22 protein-coding genes are annotated in these 18,696 nt (G+C 67.3%); 8 read left to right on the top strand and 14 right to left on the bottom strand.

Features of this window, described 5'->3' with window-relative positions; genetic code table 11:
* The first annotated feature begins 86 nt into the window (after positions 1 to 86).
* Positions 87 to 389, top strand: coding sequence for an MmcQ/YjbR family DNA-binding protein (locus ASF20_RS05290; protein ID WP_244472588.1), 303 nt, complete (start codon positions 87 to 89; stop codon positions 387 to 389).
* A gap of 64 nt (positions 390 to 453) precedes the next feature.
* Here the strand turns inward: ASF20_RS05290 and glmM are convergent, their stop codons facing one another.
* The 8 genes from glmM to ASF20_RS05255 form a co-directional block, all read right to left on the bottom strand.
* On the bottom strand, positions 454 to 1,797 hold the full coding sequence (glmM, locus tag ASF20_RS05285) for a phosphoglucosamine mutase (RefSeq protein ID WP_056271685.1): 1,344 nt from the start codon (positions 1,795 to 1,797) through the stop codon (positions 454 to 456).
* Between the two features lie 238 nt (positions 1,798 to 2,035).
* Complete coding sequence (ftsH, locus tag ASF20_RS05280) at positions 2,036 to 3,952, bottom strand: ATP-dependent zinc metalloprotease FtsH (protein ID WP_056221088.1); 1,917 nt, start codon at positions 3,950 to 3,952, stop codon at positions 2,036 to 2,038.
* A gap of 159 nt (positions 3,953 to 4,111) precedes the next feature.
* Positions 4,112 to 5,068, bottom strand: coding sequence for a tRNA lysidine(34) synthetase TilS (gene tilS, locus ASF20_RS23105; RefSeq protein ID WP_280136476.1), 957 nt, complete (start codon positions 5,066 to 5,068; stop codon positions 4,112 to 4,114).
* 41 nt (positions 5,069 to 5,109) lie between these two features.
* Positions 5,110 to 6,078, bottom strand: coding sequence for a tol-pal system protein YbgF (gene ybgF / locus ASF20_RS05270; RefSeq protein ID WP_056271680.1), 969 nt, complete (start codon positions 6,076 to 6,078; stop codon positions 5,110 to 5,112).
* Positions 6,079 to 6,246: 168 nt separating this feature from the next.
* Complete coding sequence (gene pal, locus ASF20_RS05265) at positions 6,247 to 6,765, bottom strand: peptidoglycan-associated lipoprotein Pal (RefSeq protein WP_056221079.1); 519 nt, start codon at positions 6,763 to 6,765, stop codon at positions 6,247 to 6,249.
* A 332-nt stretch (positions 6,766 to 7,097) separates the two neighbouring features.
* On the bottom strand, positions 7,098 to 7,487 hold the full coding sequence (locus ASF20_RS05260; protein ID WP_082501180.1) for an Hpt domain-containing protein: 390 nt from the start codon (positions 7,485 to 7,487) through the stop codon (positions 7,098 to 7,100).
* 146 nt (positions 7,488 to 7,633) lie between these two features.
* Positions 7,634 to 7,897 (bottom strand): hypothetical protein, encoded by a 264-nt coding sequence (locus tag ASF20_RS23865; protein ID WP_156389570.1) that lies wholly within the window; start codon positions 7,895 to 7,897, stop codon positions 7,634 to 7,636.
* Between the two features lie 138 nt (positions 7,898 to 8,035).
* On the bottom strand, positions 8,036 to 9,040 hold the full coding sequence (locus ASF20_RS05255) for a WcbI family polysaccharide biosynthesis putative acetyltransferase (RefSeq protein WP_244476329.1): 1,005 nt from the start codon (positions 9,038 to 9,040) through the stop codon (positions 8,036 to 8,038).
* Positions 9,041 to 9,124: 84 nt separating this feature from the next.
* Between ASF20_RS05255 and ASF20_RS05250 the strand changes: the two genes are divergently transcribed.
* On the top strand, positions 9,125 to 10,174 hold the full coding sequence (locus tag ASF20_RS05250; RefSeq protein ID WP_056271677.1) for a GSCFA domain-containing protein: 1,050 nt from the start codon (positions 9,125 to 9,127) through the stop codon (positions 10,172 to 10,174).
* 4 nt (positions 10,175 to 10,178) lie between these two features.
* Here ASF20_RS05250 and hemC read toward each other — a convergent pair whose 3' ends face one another.
* Positions 10,179 to 11,102 (bottom strand): hydroxymethylbilane synthase, encoded by a 924-nt coding sequence (gene hemC / locus ASF20_RS05245; protein WP_056271675.1) that lies wholly within the window; start codon positions 11,100 to 11,102, stop codon positions 10,179 to 10,181.
* A gap of 255 nt (positions 11,103 to 11,357) precedes the next feature.
* Between hemC and ASF20_RS05240 the strand changes: the two genes are divergently transcribed.
* The gene (locus ASF20_RS05240) at positions 11,358 to 11,705 is read left to right on the top strand and encodes a hypothetical protein (RefSeq protein WP_056271672.1); all 348 of its coding nucleotides are present in this window, start codon (positions 11,358 to 11,360) and stop codon (positions 11,703 to 11,705) included.
* A gap of 68 nt (positions 11,706 to 11,773) precedes the next feature.
* Positions 11,774 to 12,172 (top strand): hypothetical protein, encoded by a 399-nt coding sequence (locus ASF20_RS05235; protein ID WP_056271669.1) that lies wholly within the window; start codon positions 11,774 to 11,776, stop codon positions 12,170 to 12,172.
* Between the two features lie 7 nt (positions 12,173 to 12,179).
* Here ASF20_RS05235 and ASF20_RS05230 read toward each other — a convergent pair whose 3' ends face one another.
* Entirely contained in the window at positions 12,180 to 12,479 is a 300-nt protein-coding gene (locus ASF20_RS05230) for an antibiotic biosynthesis monooxygenase family protein (RefSeq protein ID WP_056271665.1), read from the bottom strand.
* 32 nt (positions 12,480 to 12,511) lie between these two features.
* Positions 12,512 to 13,378, bottom strand: coding sequence for a Kdo hydroxylase family protein (locus tag ASF20_RS05225; protein ID WP_056221061.1), 867 nt, complete (start codon positions 13,376 to 13,378; stop codon positions 12,512 to 12,514).
* Positions 13,379 to 13,657: 279 nt separating this feature from the next.
* Between ASF20_RS05225 and ASF20_RS05220 the strand changes: the two genes are divergently transcribed.
* Both ASF20_RS05220 and ASF20_RS05215 read left to right on the top strand, forming a co-directional pair.
* A complete protein-coding gene (locus ASF20_RS05220; protein WP_056271663.1) occupies positions 13,658 to 14,116 on the top strand; it encodes a hypothetical protein in 459 nt (152 codons plus the stop codon).
* Between the two features lie 87 nt (positions 14,117 to 14,203).
* Entirely contained in the window at positions 14,204 to 14,509 is a 306-nt protein-coding gene (locus ASF20_RS05215; protein ID WP_056271659.1) for a hypothetical protein, read from the top strand.
* A gap of 73 nt (positions 14,510 to 14,582) precedes the next feature.
* Here ASF20_RS05215 and ASF20_RS05210 read toward each other — a convergent pair whose 3' ends face one another.
* Positions 14,583 to 15,056 (bottom strand): Hsp20 family protein, encoded by a 474-nt coding sequence (locus ASF20_RS05210; protein WP_056271655.1) that lies wholly within the window; start codon positions 15,054 to 15,056, stop codon positions 14,583 to 14,585.
* A 179-nt stretch (positions 15,057 to 15,235) separates the two neighbouring features.
* Between ASF20_RS05210 and ASF20_RS05205 the strand changes: the two genes are divergently transcribed.
* Entirely contained in the window at positions 15,236 to 16,219 is a 984-nt protein-coding gene (locus tag ASF20_RS05205) for an alpha/beta hydrolase (protein WP_056271652.1), read from the top strand.
* Positions 16,220 to 16,278: 59 nt separating this feature from the next.
* Here ASF20_RS05205 and ASF20_RS05200 read toward each other — a convergent pair whose 3' ends face one another.
* Positions 16,279 to 16,989, bottom strand: coding sequence for a glutathione S-transferase N-terminal domain-containing protein (locus tag ASF20_RS05200; protein WP_056271649.1), 711 nt, complete (start codon positions 16,987 to 16,989; stop codon positions 16,279 to 16,281).
* 109 nt (positions 16,990 to 17,098) lie between these two features.
* Between ASF20_RS05200 and ASF20_RS05195 the strand changes: the two genes are divergently transcribed.
* The gene (locus ASF20_RS05195; protein ID WP_056271646.1) at positions 17,099 to 17,662 is read left to right on the top strand and encodes a TetR/AcrR family transcriptional regulator; all 564 of its coding nucleotides are present in this window, start codon (positions 17,099 to 17,101) and stop codon (positions 17,660 to 17,662) included.
* A gap of 171 nt (positions 17,663 to 17,833) precedes the next feature.
* Here ASF20_RS05195 and hisN read toward each other — a convergent pair whose 3' ends face one another.
* Complete coding sequence (gene hisN, locus ASF20_RS05190; protein ID WP_056271812.1) at positions 17,834 to 18,622, bottom strand: histidinol-phosphatase; 789 nt, start codon at positions 18,620 to 18,622, stop codon at positions 17,834 to 17,836.
* Positions 18,623 to 18,696: the final 74 nt, after the last annotated feature.

The raw sequence follows: 18,696 nt of genomic DNA, 5'->3' as shown, positions 1-18,696 counted from the left end.
CGGCGGAATGCACGCTCGTTTTGAGTAGAAATTTAAGCGACAGGGAAACACTGCCCGTGCCCAGCAGACCAGAGGATGTTCGCCGCTTGGCCGGGGCACTTCCTGAAGTAACCGAGGGGGCGCACAACGGACACCCGGACTTTCGGGTTCTTGGGCGGATCTTCGCGACGCTGTGGGTGGAAGAGGAACGGTTGGTTCTGCGCCTCTCGCGAACGCTGCAGGCCGAGTGGATCGAGGCCGAGCCCGATCTCTTCGAAGCGGTGGACGGCGCTTGGGGTCGGCGCGGTTGGACTTGTCTCACCCTTTGGGAGGCGGATGAGGACATGCTGGCCGCAGCTCTCCTGGCCGCTTGGCGAGAGGTCGCACCTGCGGCTTACGATCAGATCTAAGGTCTCGCATCTCGAACGGGCCAAAGCATCTGTGCCGAGCCGTTTTAGTCAAACCCGAGCGAATTCACGCCGCAGCTCTGGCAACAGCCTCGACTACATCATTCACCACCTCCGTGACGAGACCCCGGTCGTCCCCTTCGGCCATCACACGGATCACCGTCTCGGTGCCCGACGGGCGGATCACCAAGCGGCCGGAATTGCCGAGGCGCTCACGCGCCTGAGCAATTGCCGTGACGACCGAATCCGCACTCAGCGGCTGGCCGGACCGGTAGCGTACGTTCTTGAGGATTTGGGGCAGCGGCTCGAAGCAGTGGCAGACTTCGCTGACCGGACGCTCCTGACGCTTCACGACGCTGAGCAACTGCAAAGCCGCCACGAGGCCATCGCCGGTGGTGGCGTAATCCGACATGATGATGTGTCCGGACTGCTCGCCGCCGAGATTGTAGCCGTGCTCCCGCATGTGTTCGAGCACGTAGCGGTCCCCCACTGCGGTGCGCGCCAGATTCAGACCGATGCCACCCAGGAAGCGCTCCAGGCCCAGGTTCGACATGATCGTGGCGACCAGCCCCGGCTGCGTTAGGCGGTCATCCTCCTTCCATGACCGGGCGACCACGGCCATCAGCTGATCGCCGTCGACGGACTGGCCCTTCTCATCGATGATAAGGACCCGGTCTGCGTCGCCATCCAAGGCGATGCCGATATCAGCGCGCAGCTCCCGAACCTTGGCCGCAAGTGCAGCCGGCGCGGTTGAACCGACGTCACGGTTGATATTGAAGCCATCTGGCTCCACACCGATGGCGATCACTTCGGCACCCAACTCCCAGAGGGTTTCGGGTGCCACTCGGTAGGCGGCGCCGTTCGCGCAATCCACGACGATGCGCAGGCCGTCAAGGGTGACGTTGCGCGGCAGGGAGCGCTTGGCGAATTCGATGTAGCGGGCGTGCACGCTCTCGATGCGCTTAGCACGTCCAAGGTCCCGCGAACCAGCCAGACGCTTATGCAGTTCGCCGTCGATCAGTGCCTCGATCTCCCGCTCGACATCGTCACTGAGCTTGAAGCCGTCGGGCCCGAACAGCTTGATGCCGTTGTCCTCGAAAGGATTGTGCGAGGCTGAGATCATCACGCCGATATCGGCGCGCATGGATCGGGTGAGCATCGCCACGGCCGGGGTTGGCATCGGCCCGAGTTGGAGTACGTCCATGCCCATCGATGTGAAGCCGGCAATCAGGGCGGTTTCAATCATGTAGCCCGAGAGACGCGTATCCTTGCCGATCACGACTCGATGGCGGTAATCGCCGCGCTGGAAGATTAAGCCTGCCGCTTGACCGACCTTCAGGGCAAGTTCCGGCGTGATGACGCCGTTGGCCCGTCCCCGGATACCATCCGTGCCGAAATACTTGCGCGACATGCTTTTCGCGTCCCGTCTGCTGTTCTCGTGTGTAGGGGAACTGAGTCCGCCTTAAGACGCAATCCTCCGACTGACCGCCGGTGATGATGCTTCGGCATTAGGTTCACCCATGGGATGAAAATCCGGTTGCCGGATCCCGCCCTTGAAGACCAAATCCATCATATCGTTAGGACGGCCTTGATACGAACGAGCCCGCCGGTGGCGGGCTCGTGATGTCAGATGTGGCTTATCTCAGGTTTTAAGCCTGTGGCTGAGGCTCCAGTCCATCACTGCCGCGTGGACGGCCACGGCCGGCAGACGGAACGGATGAGCCGCGCAGCGTGGTCGGTCCATCGCCCGCGTCCCGTATCGGAGGTTTGCCCGCGATGAGGTTCTTGATCTCGTCACCGGACAGGGTTTCGTATTCGAGGAGACCCTGAGCCAATGCCTCCAGATCGTCCTTGTGCTCACCGAGGATGCGGCGCGCCTCTTCGAGGCCGGTTTCCACGAGGCGGCGAACCTCCGCGTCGATCTTCTGAGCGGTCGCCTCCGAGACCGTCTGCTGACGACCCATCGACATGCCCAGGAAGACCTCGTCGTTGTTCTCTCCGTAGGCCACGGTACCAAGCTCGGGCGAGAAGCCCCAGCGAGTCACCATCATGCGGGCAAGACGGGTCGCCTGCTCGATGTCGGACTGTGCACCCGAGGTCACCTTGTCGGCGCCGAAGGTCATCTCCTCGGCGATGCGTCCGCCCATCATGATGGCGAGGCGCGAGGTCATCTGTTCGAAGGACATCGAGAGCTTGTCGCGCTCGGGCAGCTGCATGACCATGCCCAGTGCCCGGCCGCGCGGGATGATCGTAGCCTTGTGGACAGGGTCCGTCGCCGGGACGTTGAAGGCCACGATGGCGTGGCCGCCCTCGTGATAGGCGGTCAGCCGCTTCTCGTCCTCGGTCATAACCAAGGTGCGCCTCTCGGCACCCATCATCACCTTGTCCTTGGCATCCTCGAACTCATGCATCGTGACGATGCGCTTGCCGCGCCGCGCGGCGAGCAGGGCCGACTCGTTGACGAGGTTCATCAGGTCGGCGCCCGAGAAGCCGGGGGTGCCGCGCGCGATGACCTTGAGGTCGACGTCCGGCGCCAGAGGCACCTTGCGGACGTGGACGCGCAGGATGCGCTCACGGCCGACGACGTCGGGATTCGGCACCATGATCTGGCGGTCGAAGCGGCCCGGACGCAGCAGGGCGGGGTCGAGCACGTCGGGACGGTTGGTCGCCGCGATGATAATCACGCCCTCGTTGGCCTCGAAGCCGTCCATCTCCACGAGGAGCTGGTTCAGGGTCTGCTCGCGCTCGTCGTTGCCACCGCCGAGGCCGGCGCCACGATGGCGGCCGACCGCGTCGATCTCGTCGATGAAGATGATGCAGGGGGCGTTCTTCTTGGCCTGCTCGAACATGTCGCGCACGCGCGAGGCACCGACACCGACGAACATCTCGACGAAGTCAGAGCCGGAGATGGTGAAGAAAGGCACGTTGGCTTCGCCCGCGACCGCCCGGGCGATCAGGGTCTTACCCGTGCCGGGGGGGCCAACGAGGAGCACGCCGCGCGGGATGCGGCCGCCCAGGCGCTGGAACTTCTGCGGGTCACGCAGGAACTCGACGATCTCCTGCAGGTCCTCCTTGGCTTCCTCAACGCCGGCGACGTCGTCGAAGCTTACACGACCGGAGGCCTCGGTAAGGAGCTTGGCCTTCGACTTGCCGAAGCCCATTGCGCGCCCTGCCCCGGACTGCATCTGCCGGGAGAGAAAGATCCAGGCGCCGATGAACACGAGGATCGGCAGCCAGCTCACGAGCAGCTGAATGAACCACGGCGTGTTGTCGGATGGGGGACGAGCGGTGATCTGCACGCCCTTGCTTTGCAGCTTGGACACGAGGCTCGGGTCGTTGGGGGCATAGGACGTAAAGTTGCCGCCGCCGACATAGGTGCCGCTGACATCCTGCCCGGAGATCACAACCGTCTGAATTTTACCGGAATCGGCATCATTCAGGAGCTGGCTGTAGGCGATCTCGGAACCGCCACCACGATGACCCGGGTTCTGAAACAGGGTCACAAGGGCGAGCACGAGCAGGAAGATGACGACCCACAAGGCGAAGTTGCGGAAATTCGGGTTCATCGATCAATCCCTGGAGGCATCGGGGCCCGCCGCGCGAATTGGGGCGGGTCGCTCCTGACGCTCCCCGCCAATGTAGGCAGCGAGTCCCCCCTTGCCAAGTCGAAGGGGAGGCCGTGCCATGGCCATGCCGCCGCGGCAAGGCCGCATCGGATGGGAGGGTTACGAAGATTTCCTTCCCCGGCGCAGTGGCGCCGAGGTCAGCACCAGATCCCCTGCCCGCGTCACTTCGAACAATATCCCACGCAGAGTGCGGCGTACCGGAATCCCCTCATGCAGCGCGGGTCGAAGGTCATCCAGAACGAGGGCCTCGAGCCGTTTTAGCCGCTCCGGGCTATCGGGCTTCATCTGCTCTGCCGCGAGGCTCGCAACACGAAGAAGTACGGCGTCCGGCAGGAAGCGGAGATGGGGACCGTCCAGGTGGATGCCGGGGCGGCACTCCGGCCGGAGTGCCGTCACGAAAGCGATCCGCGCCGCTTCCGTCAAGGCCGCGTCGTCACGAGCGCAGCGCGCCGCGAGACGGCAGAGCCGATCCGGACTCAGACCTTCGCGGGTGAGGTCCGGTATGAGCCGGCGCAGGCGTGCTCGGGCGAAGCGTTCGTCGTCGTTGGATGGGTCGCGCACGAAGGCGAATTGCCGGCGCTCGCAATAGTCCACGAGTTGAGCCTTTGCTATTTTCAGGAAGGGCCGTGCCAGTCTGATGGAAGGTGTCAGGGATCGCTCGGTGCGCATACCCGCGAGGCCTGCCGGCCCGCTCCCCGCCAGGAGACGCATCAGAACGGTCTCGGCCTGATCGTCCCGGGTGTGCCCGGTGAGCACGAGGCCGGCACCGATGGTTTCGGCATGGGTGGCAAGGAGAGCGTAACGCGCGATGCGGGCGGCCTCCTGAAGCCCCCGCGACGGCTTTGGTCCGGTCCAGGCCAAGGTTCGGTGGGGGAGACCGACAGCTTCGGCGAGGCTGGCGACCGCCGCGGCTTCCACGCCCGCTTCAGGCCGAAGGTTGTGATCGACCGTGGCGACGTGGACGGTCGCCGCAGGATCGACGGCCGCCGCTGCAGCCATTAACGCGGTCGAGTCGGGTCCGCCGGAGACCGCGAGGAGGACCGTTCCGCCAGTCAGATAGGGGCGGAGCGCGTCCTCGACCGCGTCGACCGGTTTGCTTAGGCGGCGCAGCGCGCGCGCTTCTGTTCGCGGGTCACGCCCTGGCGGACGCTGGCGCTGGCAGAAGGAAATTTACGCTCCAATTCCGCGAGGGTCGCACAGGCCTGCTCGCGGGCTCCGAGTGCATTGAGCGAGGCTCCGAGCTTCAGCATGGCATCCGGCGCTTGCGCCGAGCGTGCATAGTCCGTGGAGACTTTCAGGAATTGCTCGGCCGCCTCGCGGTTGCGATTGCGCTGTAAGTAGCTCTCGCCGAGCCAGTAGGTTGCTGATGGCACCAGTGCGTCGCGCGGGTGGGATTGGATGAATTGGCGCAGGCCCATCTCGGCCTGCTCGTACTGGCGCTGAAGGATGTAGGCGTAGGCCATCTCGTAATCGGCGCGCGCATCCCCCGTCCCCGTGGCGGCGACGCTGCCGGCCCGGGGCGGATTCGGAAGTGCACCGGTGGTCGGAACGCGGGCGGGCGGTGACAGGTCGACTGGGCCGCCGAGACCAGGCGGCGTCAGGCCGGGCTCCTCGTCATCCGCCTCGACGACCGCCGGAGGCACGTTGCGAGCCCGGGGCGCTTCGGCCCCCGCCCCGCTCGGCGTGGTGGTACCCAGCTGCATCGGCGCGCCCGGTTTGCCAAGATTGTGCTCGGGATCGAAGGCGTCGCTGCGCTTCTGGGGCTTGGCCGGAGCCGGATTGGTCCCCGATGGAGCGCCGCTGCGGCCCCCCTTCGCCTCCTGCAGGCGGAACTCCACGTCCTCTTGAAACTTGCGGAGCTGCTCCTTCAACTGGCGATTTTCATACTGCAGCGTTTCGATCTGCCCCGCGGTCTGACGCGACTGGTTCTCCAGCCGATTGAGCCGGACGACGAAGTCGGACGCGTCCTGCGCCATCGCGGGAGCCGACATCCCCCAGAGGATCGATCCCGTGACGGATCCGGCTGCGGTGGCGAGGCGGGTCGCGAGGAGGAGGCGGGCAAGCATGACGGGCGTTACCGGTGGTCGAGGAGCGGAGGTGCGTTCGCGAAGACCGCAGCCCGCCGATAGCAAATGCTGTCCCACGCGGCAAAAATGCGGCCATGCCGCGGCACATCGTTTCGGGCGCGGGATCCTGAAGAGGGTTCGGCTCCGAGATCCCGCGGCATCCTTGCGTCAGGAACCAGCGCCGCGATCGAGCACGGTGACGGCGCGGCGATTCTGGGACCAGCACGAGATGTCGTTGCACACGGCCACCGGACGCTCCTTGCCGTAGGAGACGGTACGGATCCGCCCATTCGCGATGCCGCGCGAGGCCAGGTAGTCCTTCACAGACTGGGCGCGGCGCTCGCCGAGGGAGAAGTTGTACTCTCGGGTGCCGCGCTCGTCGGCGTGCCCCTCGATCAGGAAGGTGTAGCGCGGATAGCGCTGCAGCCAGTTGGCCTGCTTATCCAGGGTGGCGGTGGCGGTCGAGGTCAGATCGGTGGAGTCCGATTCGAAGAACACCCGGTCGCCGATATTCACCACGAAGTCCTGGGCACTGCCGGGGGTGTTGGCGCCGCCGTTCATGCCACCGCCGGCGCCGAACCCGGAGGCGTCGGCCAGATCCTTGTCGTTGGTGCAGGCTGCGACGCTGAGGGCGGCGCAGAGGGCGGCCGCCAGCGGAAACACGCGGAAGCGCGCAATCATGGACATGATCCTGTTCTCCTCGGGCACAGCCGCCGGATCCCTGATGATCAGGCTGACGACGTCGCCTCATGTGACCCCCTCGGGGACACAGCGGCGGTTCTTATGCGGTCTCGGTTAAGCGAAGGTTCCGTCAACCTTAAACGGATCTTGCCGAAATCGGCCAAAGTCTCGTGAAACCCAGTCTCCATGCACGCCCGCTCCGGATCGCTCCATTGTGGGCGAGGTGAGACGAACCCCGGAGATCGGCCCCGATTGCGGCATCGGCGCGACGCTGAAGTCGATGTTTGTACGCGCGTCCAATCCGTGGCGGCATGGCAACATACGAAGCCCCGCGGGCTTTAGGATTGGTTTCGGATCGCACGGATCGCCGTCACCGCGGCTTCAGCGGATCGCCGGACGGCTGCCAAGGGCGCCGCAAGATCGGTTCCATCCAGGCAAGCCCGCTCCATCTCCGAACAGCGCTGGGAGAGATCGAAGAAGCCAAGGGACCCACTCGCGGAAAGCAGGATGTGGGCATCCTGCCCGAGGACGATGCGTTCCGAGGCCGGCGCCTGAAGCCGTCGGCCGATCTCGGTTCTCAAACGGTCGAGAAGATCCATTAGGCGGGCCCGGCCGAAGATGTCTTCCAACTCCTTGAGTGTGCGGGGCTCGTAGATCGGCCCTACCCGCGGGGCGGGCGCATCAGGGGCTGCGGACGTCTCGGCCTCGCGGGTCGAATGGTCCGGCATGAGGTCGTCCAGACTAGGTCGAGGGCGGGACTTGGCCCAACCACCGCCTCTGTTGATCGGTGGTTAACCTCTACCGGACAAAGCCCACTGTGCAAAGAGTTGGTGCGATCCATGCACCGGCGTCAGGTCCTCGTCGTCGGGGACAATCACCGGCTTCCTGAAATGCCGACCGCCCTGTGCCAGCGGAACGGCATTGCCGTGGTCTCGGTTTCCGGCGGCGAGGCGGCTGTGGCCGTCCTCCGGCAGGCCAGCGCGACAGAGAACGGAGTGGGCAATACTTCGTACTCCTGTTCACCGCCATCAACCTTCCAGGCCTCATCGACGGCTGGTCCGTTGTGCAGGCTTTTCGCGCGCTCGATCCCGATGGACTGGTCGTCTGTTCGTCGACCCGCGTCTGCAAAGATCGCCATGCCGTGCCAGACAGCGTCTTCCTGGCAAGCCCTTCCGGACCCGGGATGTGCTTGTTTTCGCCGGCTCGCTAAAGCCTGAACCCGCCGCCGGATGGGAGCCGCTGAGTCTGCCGGCGACAGGCTGATGTCGGGGCGCAGTCAGGCCCTGAACAATGCCCGCACGGCGGGGTTCGCCCGCCAGCCCGCGACCCGGATGCATCCGAGAGCCTCCGGCGCATGGCGCCGATAGATCGCGAAGCTCGCCGCAATGAAGGCCCGTAAGTCGTAGAGCTTCGGGTCGCCCCGGCGGGCCCGGTCCTTGAACAGCATCGTGCCGGTTAGGCCATAGTGCACGGCGAGGTCAGGGTAGAGGGGCCAGACCACGTCGGCGCCCAGATCATCCGGGAGATAGTCCTCGACCTGGGCCGGAAGCGGTTCAAGGCCCGCTTCAGTGGCGAGCCGCCGGGCAATATCAGCCAGCACGAACAATTTGGGATGGTTCAGGACGTGCATGAAGCAGCCGCGTCGGGACCATCGGGCGAGCTCCGCCTCCAGCGGAAACATGATGTCGCGTGCGCTGCCGAGAAGCTCCGCTGCGGCGACGTTCCAAGCTTCGTAGAAGCCGAGTCGTGTGTAGACCGACTCGCGGAACAGCTTCACGGTGTCCTCCAGTCCCAGCCCTTCCAGATAGGCGCACAGGACGATAGCGGAGTGATAAGGACCTGTCGGCGAGGCGATGAGGCGCGAGGCGGAGAGCGCACCGACATCACCCACGAGGACCATGTCGGGCTGATAGCCCGGGAACAGGATGGTCGGGTACAGGCGGAGGCGCGGATCGCCGTCGCCGAGGGCATGGACGTTGCCGCCCTCGACGAACCCTTCGGGGAAGAACTGTGTGAAGACGTGGTCGAAGGGGGCGAGATCGGCCTTCAGGCGCTCGAGGCTGCCATACCGTCGTCCGAGGCCGTCGAAGGGTACGAGGTGGACCTGCGCGCTCGGAAGCAGCAGTCTCAGAGATTGGGCGACGCCCTCGGCCTGGCAGTTGCCTAAGACCGCTATCCGCGATCCGTCCCGAACCGGGTCAAGCGAGTCGATGCGGGGCTTGCGCCATGCTCCCGCCCAGGATCGCCACGATGAACCCGGGCGTGCGAGGGAGGCAGCCAAGGCCGCGACAGAGTCCGGGACCAGTGTCTTGGTGGACGTGCGCGGCAATGGCCTGAGCGATCGGATGGAGATGCCGCCGTGGTGATGAACCCTTACGCCGATCTACCGGCCGAGCGATTTTGGCGCAAGGCCGTGGCAGGCGTGGCGCCCTTCGCCCTGGCACCCGCCCCGAGCGGCCGCTTTACCATCGCCCCCGAGTCCCGGGTGGCGACCGCTGGTTCGTGTTTCGCCCAGCATGTCGCCCGCGCCCTGACCCGGGCAGGGTTCGGGCATTATCTCGCCGAGGCCGCGCCCGACGGCATGGCGCCCGAAACCGCCGCCGACCGTCAATACGGGATCTACTCGGCCCGCTACGGCAACCTCTACACCGCCCGCCAGCTTCTGCAGCTCTTCGACCGGGCTTACGGCACCTACGCCCCTGCCCTCTCGATCTGGACGCGTCCGGACGGTCGCCTGGTCGATCCGTTCCGCCCCGGGATCGAGCCGGCGGGCTTCGCTGACGCGGCCGAGGTGGATGCCGATCGCCGGCGGCATCTCACGGCGGTCCGGGCGATGTTCGAAAGCCTCGACGTCTTCGTCTTCACCTTGGGACTGACGGAGGGCTGGATGCATCGCGCGGATGGCGCGATGCTCCCGGTGGCCCCCGGGGTCATCGGCGGCAGCTTCGACCCGGATGCCTACGCCTTCGTGAATGCGCGGGTGGGTGACGTCCGCGACGACATGCTGACCTTCCTCGAGCGGCTGTTCGCGGTCAATCCAGCCGCCCGGGTCATCCTCACGGTCTCGCCGGTGCCCCTGATCGCGACCTACGCGGACCGGCACGTTCTGGTCTCCAACACCTACAGCAAAGCTGCTCTGCGAGCCGCGGCCGAGGAGATCGTCGCGGCCGAGCCGCGCGCCGTCTACTTTCCCGCCTACGAGATCGTCACGAGTACCGCCAATGCCGTGCGCTACTACGAGGACGATCTGCGTTCGGTTACGCCCACAGCGGTCGCCCACGTGATGCGGGTGTTCCTCGACGCCTTCACCACACGGGCGAAGGCCCCGATCCTGACTCAGCCCCTCGGAATCGAGTATCGCCGCGCGGCCAGCGTGATCTGCGACGAGGAGGCCATCGAGCGAAGCCTGACGTGAGCGCCTACTGGAGGTGCCGTGTGTAGGTGTCGCCCGCCGCGCGCTTCAATTCGGCGCCAGCTTCGCGCCCGATGCGGGCGGCGTCCGACACGGCGCCGGAGCGCTGGACGGCCCAGTGGGCGCTGCCGTCGGGCAGGAACAGCAGGCCGTCGAGGTTAAGCGTGTCGCCGCTGATCCGTGCCAGGGCGGCGATCGGCGTCCGGCAGGAGCCGTCGAGCTCGGCCAGCAGTCCGCGTTCGGCCTCGAGCTCGGCGGTGGCGGTGGCCGAGACCAGGGGGGCCAGGAGGGCGCGCACGGCGGCGTCAGCCGCGCGGCACTCGATGCCGAGGGCGCCCTGCGCAACGGCCGGGAGCATCTCGCCGAAATCGAGCACGCTCCGGGCCATGTCGGCCATGCCGAGGCGCTCCAGGCCGCAGAGCGCCAGGAGCGTGGCGTCGCAAGTCCCCTCCTCCAGCTTGCGCATGCGCGTGTTGGCGTTCCCGCGCAGGGGTACGATCCGCAGGTCCGGACGGCGCATCAACACCTGCGCCGCGCGGCGCAGGGACGAGGTGCCGACCCGGGCCCCCGACGGAAGCTCGGCGAAGCCGGACGCGCGCGGCGACAGGAAGGCGTCGCGGGGGTCATCTCGCTCCAGGATGCAGGCGATGACGAGCCCGTCGGGCAGCCAGGTCTCCACGTCCTTCATCGAGTGGACGGCAACGTCGACCACGTCGGCATAAAGCGCCTGCTCGAGTTCCTTGGTGAACAACCCCTTGCCGCCAATCTCGGAGAGCGGGCGGTCGAGGATGCGATCCGCGACGGTGTTGACCACCACGATCTCGGTCTCGAGGCCCGGATTGGCCGCGACGATCTTGTCCCGGACCATTCCGGTCTGGGCCAGGGCCATCGGACTTCCGCGCGTTCCGATGCGGAGGGGACGTTGGATCATGGGCGAGGATCGCTCGGTGGTGGGGGGCCGGAACCCGGGGGATCGGGCCGGTCCGGTCTGCTGAAACCTAGGTACGCAGTCCGCGCGCGGATGTCACCGGGACCGCGTTCGATCCGCCGCCGGCCGCTAAGTATTCCGAAACCACGCGTACAGGTCGCGCCTCCCGCGCCCCGCGATCTTAGGCCAAGCTTATCGCTCTCGGCGTGTATCTCGTGCGACGAGGATGTCACGAGCCAGGTCGGCGGACGCTCACCGATGAAGCGCAGCAAGCTTGAAGCCTATTACGAGCAGGAGTTCGGTCCGCGCGACGACGAGCCGGACGACCGCCCGCTTCGGCGTTCGTCCGGTCGGGATCGGGCGCCGGCCAGGCCCCGGCGGCGGCGCGGCGGGTTCGGCATCGTCCGTCTGCTCAAGGTCACGCTGATGCTCGGACCCATGACGATCCTGCTGGCCGCGAGCCTGCTGATGGATTGCCAGGGGGGCGTCCGGGGATCCTGGGTCCCCGACATCCTGCGCAGCACTGCCTGCGCCCGCCGCGACCTGGCCGGCCGGGTTCTCCATCTCGACAGCGACCTTCGAACGGTCGCGAACGGCCTGCGGTAGCGCGGCGTGATCGGGACGGACCATCGCGATCGTGGCGGGAGGCCGCGGTGAAGCTCGGAGCTCGGACCATGCCTCTGGAGACGCTCGCCGCGCCGGTGCGGGACGACCCTGCGGCCGACGCGGCCACGCCCGCGCACGCCCGGATCCGTGAGGCGATCATCCGCGACGGCCTGCGCACGCCCCGGACGGTGCGCCGGTTCGGGGAGTTCGAAGGCGAAGCGGACGCGGAGGTCCGGTCCTTCACCCTGGGCTGGGCGCCGTCCCTCCTCCTCAACCTCCTCCTGCTCACCGCGCCCTTCGCTCTGGTGATCGGGCTGCCGCCGGTCCTGGCCTGTCGCGAGCGCGCCGAGCAGTTCGGCTTCTTCGCCGGCGAGACCCTGTCGGGTTGTGCCGCGCGCGGCATCCGCGCGCGGATCGGCCGGCTTGACGACCGCATCAAGATGCTGGTGCGGGGCTCCGGCTCGTGACGCGGCCTCAGAAGGCCTGGAGCGCCAGTTCGGTGTGCTCGACGCTGGGCGGCGCCTCGAAGCAGGGCGAGACTATGGCCCGGTAGTCCTTCCAGGCCTGCGAGCCGGTGAAGTCCACGGTGTGGTTCTCGAGAGTCTCCCATTCGATGAGCAGGCGGTAGCGCTGCGGCTTCTCGATGGAACGCCGGACGGCGAAGCTGCGGCAGCCCTTGGCGGATTTGAAGATCGCCGCCGCCTTGGCGATGCCGGCCTCGAACTCGCCCTCCAGGCCTGGCTTGATGTCGATCTGCGCGATTTCGAGGATCATGAATCTCTCCGGCCGTAAGGTTCGAGGGGGGATCAGCGAAGGGGGCGGCCGAGGGCCTGGGCGAGCAGGCGCTGCGGGCTGCGCTCGGGGCGGGCCTGGTCGGCCACCGCGAGGTAGGCGGTCTGCTCCAGCATGTACTGGCCGCCCATGGCGCCGTGCATCACAAGGTCCGAGAAGGTCACCCAGGTCTGGCCGGGGGAGAAGTGGACATCGGCCTGGGGCGCCGTCTCCTGGTAGGTCATGTCCTGCTTCAGGGCGTCGTGCAGGTGCAGCATGAGGTGGTCGTACTCGCTGCGCCGAGCCTTGGTGATCTTGAGGAGCGCCAGCATCCGGGCCGAGAGCGGCGAGTAGCCGGGCAGGCGCGGCAGGAATTTCCGCGCCATGGACGGAAAGTCCTCGCCGACCCGCCAGTGGCGCGGCTGTCCGTTGGGGTTGATGTTCCGGAAGATGCGCAGGATGCGCTTCTCGCCGATCGGGTTCGACGGGAAGGCGTCCACGTGCAGGCGGGTGTCGTCGCGCCGCCAGCTCAGCTTGCGCTGGTCCACCTCGAAGGGGCGATAGGAGGTGCCCGCGAAGGAGACCTTGCCGGCATAGGCCGGCAGGTGCGCGGCGACCAAAGCCTCGGCGAAGGCGCGGTAGCGGATGAGGACCTGGCGCAGGGCCTCCTGCTCCTCCGGCGTGCCGGCCGCGCCCCGCAGGGTGGCTTGCGGCCCGCGGATGTTGACGTTCTTGGCCTTGCCGTCGGCGAAGGGGCGCTCGACGAAGCGCTCCTCGAAGGGGCTGAGGGGAAAATCGAGGTCGGGGAACATCAGGACCGCGCCGCCCTCGAGGGCATCCACCAGAGACGGCGTGCCGGGGGGCGGCCCCGCGCGTGAGACGGATACGATCGGGCTGATCATCGGGCGGGGATCCTCGAAAACCGCGGCGGGACCGGCGGTTTAGCCGAAGCGCACGCGCCTGACCACGGGCGTGGCGGCCCGCCGTCGATCCCCCTGCCCGTCCCGGCCCGGATCGGTCCCGACGGATAGCGGTGGATGACGGCGCTTGCCTGTTGTCACACCGCCCGAACCGGCCCAACCCTGACGGCCTGTCCGGAGCAACCCTGGCGTTTCGGTCGCGTTGATGGAACAGTCGCGGTTCCGACCTCACGGAACCCTGCGGCGATGAGGATGCCGACCATGGCGACGTTGAAGGAATTCGAGGAGTCCCTGCGCGAGCACGGCATGCACATGGCCCTCGCCCTGCTGGAGCGCCTGCGTGAGCGGGACCGGGCGACGCGGACGATCAAGCCGGCCCGGCGCCTGACTGGCCAGAAGATGACCCCGGAACTCGCCCGCGCGATCCTCGACCTCCACGCCTCCACCGGCATGACCCAGCAGGAGATCGCCTTCAAGGTCGGCGTGAACCAGGGCCGGGTCAACGAAGTGATCAAGCGCGGCAAGTGGCTGGACGACGATCCCCACGCCCCGGAGGCGGTCGCCCGCGACAGGGCGAAGGCCCGCCTGCGCGCCGATCCGCCGGCCGAGCGACCGGCCGCCCGCCGGTCCGTGGGCAAGCCCGCGGCCAAGCGGGCGAAGGGAACGCCGCCTGCGCGGCGTCCGAGCCCGCAAGGACAGCTGATCTTCGGCGACCTGTGATCGCACTCGGCGGTCGAGGAGCCTAGGCGTGGGGCGTTCCGCGTCTCTCTCGCGGGATCGACCGGGCGGGCTGCGCGTTGGCCCGCCATGCCGAACCGCGTCGCCCTCGCCGCCCTCGTTCTTGCCCTCTGCAGCGTCCCGGCGCTCGCGCAGCGGGCCTCAACGGTTGCCATGTCCTGCGGTCAGGCCAAGGGGCTGGTGGACCGGCGGGGCGGCCTCGTGCTCGGAACCGGCGGGCAGACCTATGACCGCTTCGTGCGCGATCGCAGCTTCTGCGAGGTCACCGAGATCACGGTCCCGGCCTTCGTGCCGGCACAGGATACGCCGCGCTGCTTCATCGGCTACCGCTGCAAGGAGCCGAGCCGCAGCGACTGGTTCGACGGCGGTTTCTGACGCGATCGCGTCGCCCCATGGGAAAGCGCCCCGGCCATGGGACCGGGGCGCTCCGAACGTCCGTCTGGGCCGATCAGGCGGCGTGCTGCGTCGAGCCCTCGATCACCGGGGCGCGCGGGGTGCGGCCGGTGGCGATCTGGATCTGACGCGGCTTCTTCGCCTCCGGAATCTCGCGGACGAGATCGATGTGAAGAAGGCCGTTCTCGAGGGCGGCCCCCGTCACCTGGACGTAGTCCGCCAACTGGAACCGACGCTCGAAGGCGCGGGCCGCGATGCCCTGGTGCAGGAATTCCGCCGGCTTGGCGGGATCGGACTGACGCTCGCCCTTCAGCGTCAGCGCATTCTCCTTCACCTCGATCGCGAGATCGGACTCCGTGAAGCCGGCCACCGCCACCGTGATCCGGTAGGCGTTCTCGCCGGTGCGCTCGATGTTGTAGGGCGGATAGGTCGGGGCCGCGTCGGCGCTCACGAACTGGTCGAGGGCCGAGAACAGGCGGTCGAAACCGACGGTGGAGCGATAAAGGGGAGCAAGGTCGAACTGACGCATCACATATTCTCCGTAAGAAGCAACATGCTGGTTCTGGGTCCGCCCGAGGGCCGGACCAGTCGCACCGCCGTATTGGCCGGTGCTCACCTGATATCGGAGCCGGGTTTCAGCCTCGCAAGAGCCTCAGCCGGCGCCTCGGCCAAAAAATTCGGTTCCTTTCTTGCCGCGAGACTGCGTCGATGCTGACCCTGCGTTCCACCCCGGACAATCCCGTTCCACCGGGCGGTGCCCTGAAGGCGGTGCGCACCGATGACGGACTCGAGCTGCGGGCCGCCCATTGGCGTCCGACCACCCGCCTGGTGAAGGGCACCGTCTGCCTCCTCCAGGGCCGGGCCGAGTTCATCGAGAAGTACTACGAGACGATCGCGGACCTGCGCGGGCGGGGCTTCGCCGTCGTGGCCTTCGACTGGCGCGGACAGGGCGAGTCGCAGCGGCAGGTCGACGATCCGCATCGGGGCCACGTCGCCCATTTCGACGATTACCGCCTCGACCTGAAGGCGATCACGGATGCGATCCTGCATCCCCTGATGCCGCATCCGCATCTCTGCCTCGCGCACTCGATGGGCGGGGCCGTCGCCCTGACCGGTGCCCATGACGGCTGGTTGCCGTTCCGGCGCGTCGTCATGGTGGCGCCGATGCTGTCGATCCGGATGGTGCGATGGCCGGCCGGGGCGGCCCTCCTGGCCGGCACCCTGCACGCGATCGGGTGGGGCCGGCGCTACATCCCCTTCGGCTCGGCGGTTTCGATCGCGACGAAGCCCTATCCGGACAATCGCCTGTGCCGCGATCCGAAGCGCTACGCCCGCAACGCGGCGGCCGCCCGGGATGTCGGGGCCGGTGCCGTGGGCGATCCGAGCATTGCCTGGCTCGCGAGCGCCTTCCGGGCGATGAAGCGCCTCGCCGACCCGCGCGTGCCGGGCCGGATCTCGGTGCCGACCCTCATCGTTGCGGCAGGCGCCGACCCCGTCTGCGGCACCTCCACCACCGAGCGGTTCGCCCGCCGCCTGCGCGCCGGGCACATCCTGGTGCTGCCCGATGCCCGGCACGAGATCCTGTCGGAGCGCGACAGCATCCGGCAGGACTTCTGGGCGGCCTTCGACGCCTTCATGCCCGGCTCCGACGCGACGGAACCGACCGACACGCGCGTGCGGCAGGAGGCGTGAAGTTCAGGAGCGGGAAGCGGCGCAGGACTCGGGAGCAAGGAGGGGTGTGCGCTTCAGGATCAGGTGCGGTCGTCCAACTCCGCGACGCCGCTCTGACGGTCCGCATAGGCCGCTTTGAAGGCCGGGCGCTGCTGCCAGCGCTTCCAGAATGCGTCGATGTGCTCGAAGCGCTCATCCAGCGGCGTGGCGTTGACCGGGAACTTCGAGAAGGCAATGGCGGTCGCCATGGTGATGTCCGAGAAGGTGGGTGCCGCGCCGCCGAGAAGCCATTCGCGACCGTCCGACAGATGCTGGTTCACCAGGCTCGCATGCGCCAGGGCTTCCTTGCGGCAGTGTTCGCCCCAGGCCGGGTTGCTGGTGAGTTCGAGCTTCGGCCCCAGGCCCTGATGCAGAACGTGGAACGCGGTGACGATCCGGTAGAGGATGTGCACCCAGATGCGGTTGTCCCACATCGTGTCGAGCCCTTGCTGCAAGGGGTCTTCACCCATGATGCGCCGACCGGGGAACGCCTGATCGAGATATCGAACGATCGCGGCCGTCTCCGAGAGGACGCTCCCATCCTTCAGCTTGAGGGTCGGCGTTTCGCCCCAGGGGTTCATCTTCAGGTGCGGCCACTGCCGTTGCTCGCCGCCCGGTGACATGTCGTAGACCCGTTCGGCGAAGTGATCCGCGATGCCTTTCTCGTGCAGGAAGATGCGCAGACGTTGCGGATTCGGGAATGCCGAGGGCGAGGTGAAAAGCTGAAGGCGGGACGCGGTCTCGGTGGTCATTCAAATCTCCCTGTCTGTCAGTAGGCAGGCGGAGAGCTAGGGCTGTCCTTTCGATCGGTCAACACCTATCTGCCAACTGGCAGGTACTAAAGGAACGCGAGGCGGCGCAATGAAGGCAGACAACAAGGAGGCGATCCTCGCGGCAGCGAAGCGGACGGCGATGGCGCATGGCTACGCTGGCTTGAACTTCCGCGATCTTGCGGCCGAGGTCGGCATAAAGGCAGCGAGTGTCTACTACCATTTCCCGGGCAAGGCCGAACTCGGTGTGGCGGTTGCGAAGCGATATTGGGAAGACATCGCCGCCGATCTCGACGCCATCTCGAACGAAGCGTCTGACCCGCTCGCCAGTCTGCACAGATATCCCGAGATTTTTCGCACGTCCTTGCAGAACGACAACCGCATGTGCCTGTCGAGCTTCATGACGGCCGAATACGACGATCTGCCGGACGTCGTGAAGCACGAGGTGAGGGCCTTTGCCGAGGTGAACGTCGCTTGGTTGAGCAAGGCTTTGACTGCAGCAGGGGTGGTGGAGGCGGTCGACAGCGACGGGCGGGCGGGCGCCATCTACGCGGCCGTTGCGGGCGCCCAACTCATGGCGAGAGGTCGAGCAGATCTCTCGCTCTTCGACACCCTCATCGACCACTATCGCGCGACCGGCCTTCTCCCCGCGTAGGGATCCGCCCATTTTGGAAGAAGGTCCGCTCCCGATCCGACGGCGGTCGTCCGGAGCGACTCCATCGGGTTGCCGCTGACTGTTCTTTGTAGGTTTCCCGAGGGAGGACCAAGGGCCAGAGCTGGACCGCCGGGCGGGTGAGCCCCGAGGAGCGTCAGAAAGCCGTGCGCCTCACGGATTGAGGTGGCGCAGGGCCGCCTCGTGCAGGCGCCGGTCCCCGGCGGCGACAATGCGCCCGCCCCCCGTCGCCGGTCCGCCGTCCCAGGTCGTCACGATGCCGCCGGCGCCCTCGATGATCGGGATCAGCGCGACGATGTCGTAGGGTTTGAGCCCGGCCTCCACCACCAGGTCGATCTGCCCGGCCGCCAGCATGCAGTAGGCGTAGCAGTCGGTGCCGTAGCGGGAGAGGCGCACTGCGCCCTCCAGGGCGAGGAAGCGCTCCCGCTCCGCCCCGTCCGCGAACAGGCGCGGGTCTGTGGTGGCGAGGACCGCCTGGTCGAGGGCGGTGCCGCGGCGGGTCAGCAGCCTGCGTTCGCCGCGGGGCGACCGCAGGCGGGCCTGGGCGCCGTCGCCCGAGAACAGTTCGCCGAGATAGGGCTGGTGCATCAGGCCGCGCACCGCCGCCCCGTGATGGGTCAGGCCGATCAGGGTGCCCCAGGTGGGCAGGCCGGCGACGAAGGCGCGGGTGCCGTCGATGGGGTCCAGGACCCAGACGCATTCGGCCTCGAGGTTTTCGGACCCGAACTCTTCGCCGAGGATGCCGTGGGTCGGCAGGTCGCGCCGGATCATGCCCCGCATGGCCACCTCGGCGGCCCGGTCCGCCTCCGTCACCGGATCGAAGGCCGCCCCGCCCCGCGCCTTGTCGTCCATGCCGAAGGCGGCGCGGAAGAAGGGCAGGATCGCCTGTCCCGAGGCCGCGGCGAGATCGTCCATGAACCGCGCGAGATCGACGACGCTCATCGGCATACCCCTCTTCCGGTCGGTGCCCGCCGGACAAAGCCCCATCCGGCAGAGTTCCATCGGGATGGTCGGGG

Source organism: Methylobacterium sp. Leaf88, assembly GCF_001422795.1.
Lineage (GTDB): Bacteria > Pseudomonadota > Alphaproteobacteria > Rhizobiales > Beijerinckiaceae > Methylobacterium.
This window is presented reverse-complemented; position numbering and strand designations above follow the sequence as displayed.

Bases quoted from the DNA above. Each gene is read 5' to 3' on its own strand.
- ASF20_RS23865 (WP_156389570.1), bottom strand. From the start codon at position 7,897: ATGGCGATCTTTGCAGACGCGGGTCGACGAACAGACGACCAGTCCATC.
- ASF20_RS05260 (WP_082501180.1), bottom strand. From the start codon at position 7,487: ATGCCGGACCATTCGACCCGCGAGGCCGAGACGTCCGCAGCCCCTGAT.
- ASF20_RS05215 (WP_056271659.1), top strand. From the start codon at position 14,204: ATGCCGAACCGCGTCGCCCTCGCCGCCCTCGTTCTTGCCCTCTGCAGC.
- hisN (WP_056271812.1), bottom strand. From the start codon at position 18,622: ATGAGCGTCGTCGATCTCGCGCGGTTCATGGACGATCTCGCCGCGGCC.
- pal (WP_056221079.1), bottom strand. From the start codon at position 6,765: ATGTCCATGATTGCGCGCTTCCGCGTGTTTCCGCTGGCGGCCGCCCTC.
- hemC (WP_056271675.1), bottom strand. From the start codon at position 11,102: ATGATCCAACGTCCCCTCCGCATCGGAACGCGCGGAAGTCCGATGGCC.
- ASF20_RS05195 (WP_056271646.1), top strand. From the start codon at position 17,099: ATGAAGGCAGACAACAAGGAGGCGATCCTCGCGGCAGCGAAGCGGACG.
- ASF20_RS05200 (WP_056271649.1), bottom strand. From the start codon at position 16,989: ATGACCACCGAGACCGCGTCCCGCCTTCAGCTTTTCACCTCGCCCTCG.
- ftsH (WP_056221088.1), bottom strand. From the start codon at position 3,952: ATGAACCCGAATTTCCGCAACTTCGCCTTGTGGGTCGTCATCTTCCTG.
- ASF20_RS05205 (WP_056271652.1), top strand. From the start codon at position 15,236: ATGCTGACCCTGCGTTCCACCCCGGACAATCCCGTTCCACCGGGCGGT.
- ASF20_RS05210 (WP_056271655.1), bottom strand. From the start codon at position 15,056: ATGCGTCAGTTCGACCTTGCTCCCCTTTATCGCTCCACCGTCGGTTTC.
- ASF20_RS05225 (WP_056221061.1), bottom strand. From the start codon at position 13,378: ATGATCAGCCCGATCGTATCCGTCTCACGCGCGGGGCCGCCCCCCGGC.
- ASF20_RS05220 (WP_056271663.1), top strand. From the start codon at position 13,658: ATGGCGACGTTGAAGGAATTCGAGGAGTCCCTGCGCGAGCACGGCATG.
- glmM (WP_056271685.1), bottom strand. From the start codon at position 1,797: ATGTCGCGCAAGTATTTCGGCACGGATGGTATCCGGGGACGGGCCAAC.
- ybgF (WP_056271680.1), bottom strand. From the start codon at position 6,078: ATGCTTGCCCGCCTCCTCCTCGCGACCCGCCTCGCCACCGCAGCCGGA.
- ASF20_RS05230 (WP_056271665.1), bottom strand. From the start codon at position 12,479: ATGATCCTCGAAATCGCGCAGATCGACATCAAGCCAGGCCTGGAGGGC.
- ASF20_RS05240 (WP_056271672.1), top strand. From the start codon at position 11,358: ATGAAGCGCAGCAAGCTTGAAGCCTATTACGAGCAGGAGTTCGGTCCG.
- ASF20_RS05250 (WP_056271677.1), top strand. From the start codon at position 9,125: ATGAACCCTTACGCCGATCTACCGGCCGAGCGATTTTGGCGCAAGGCC.
- ASF20_RS05235 (WP_056271669.1), top strand. From the start codon at position 11,774: ATGCCTCTGGAGACGCTCGCCGCGCCGGTGCGGGACGACCCTGCGGCC.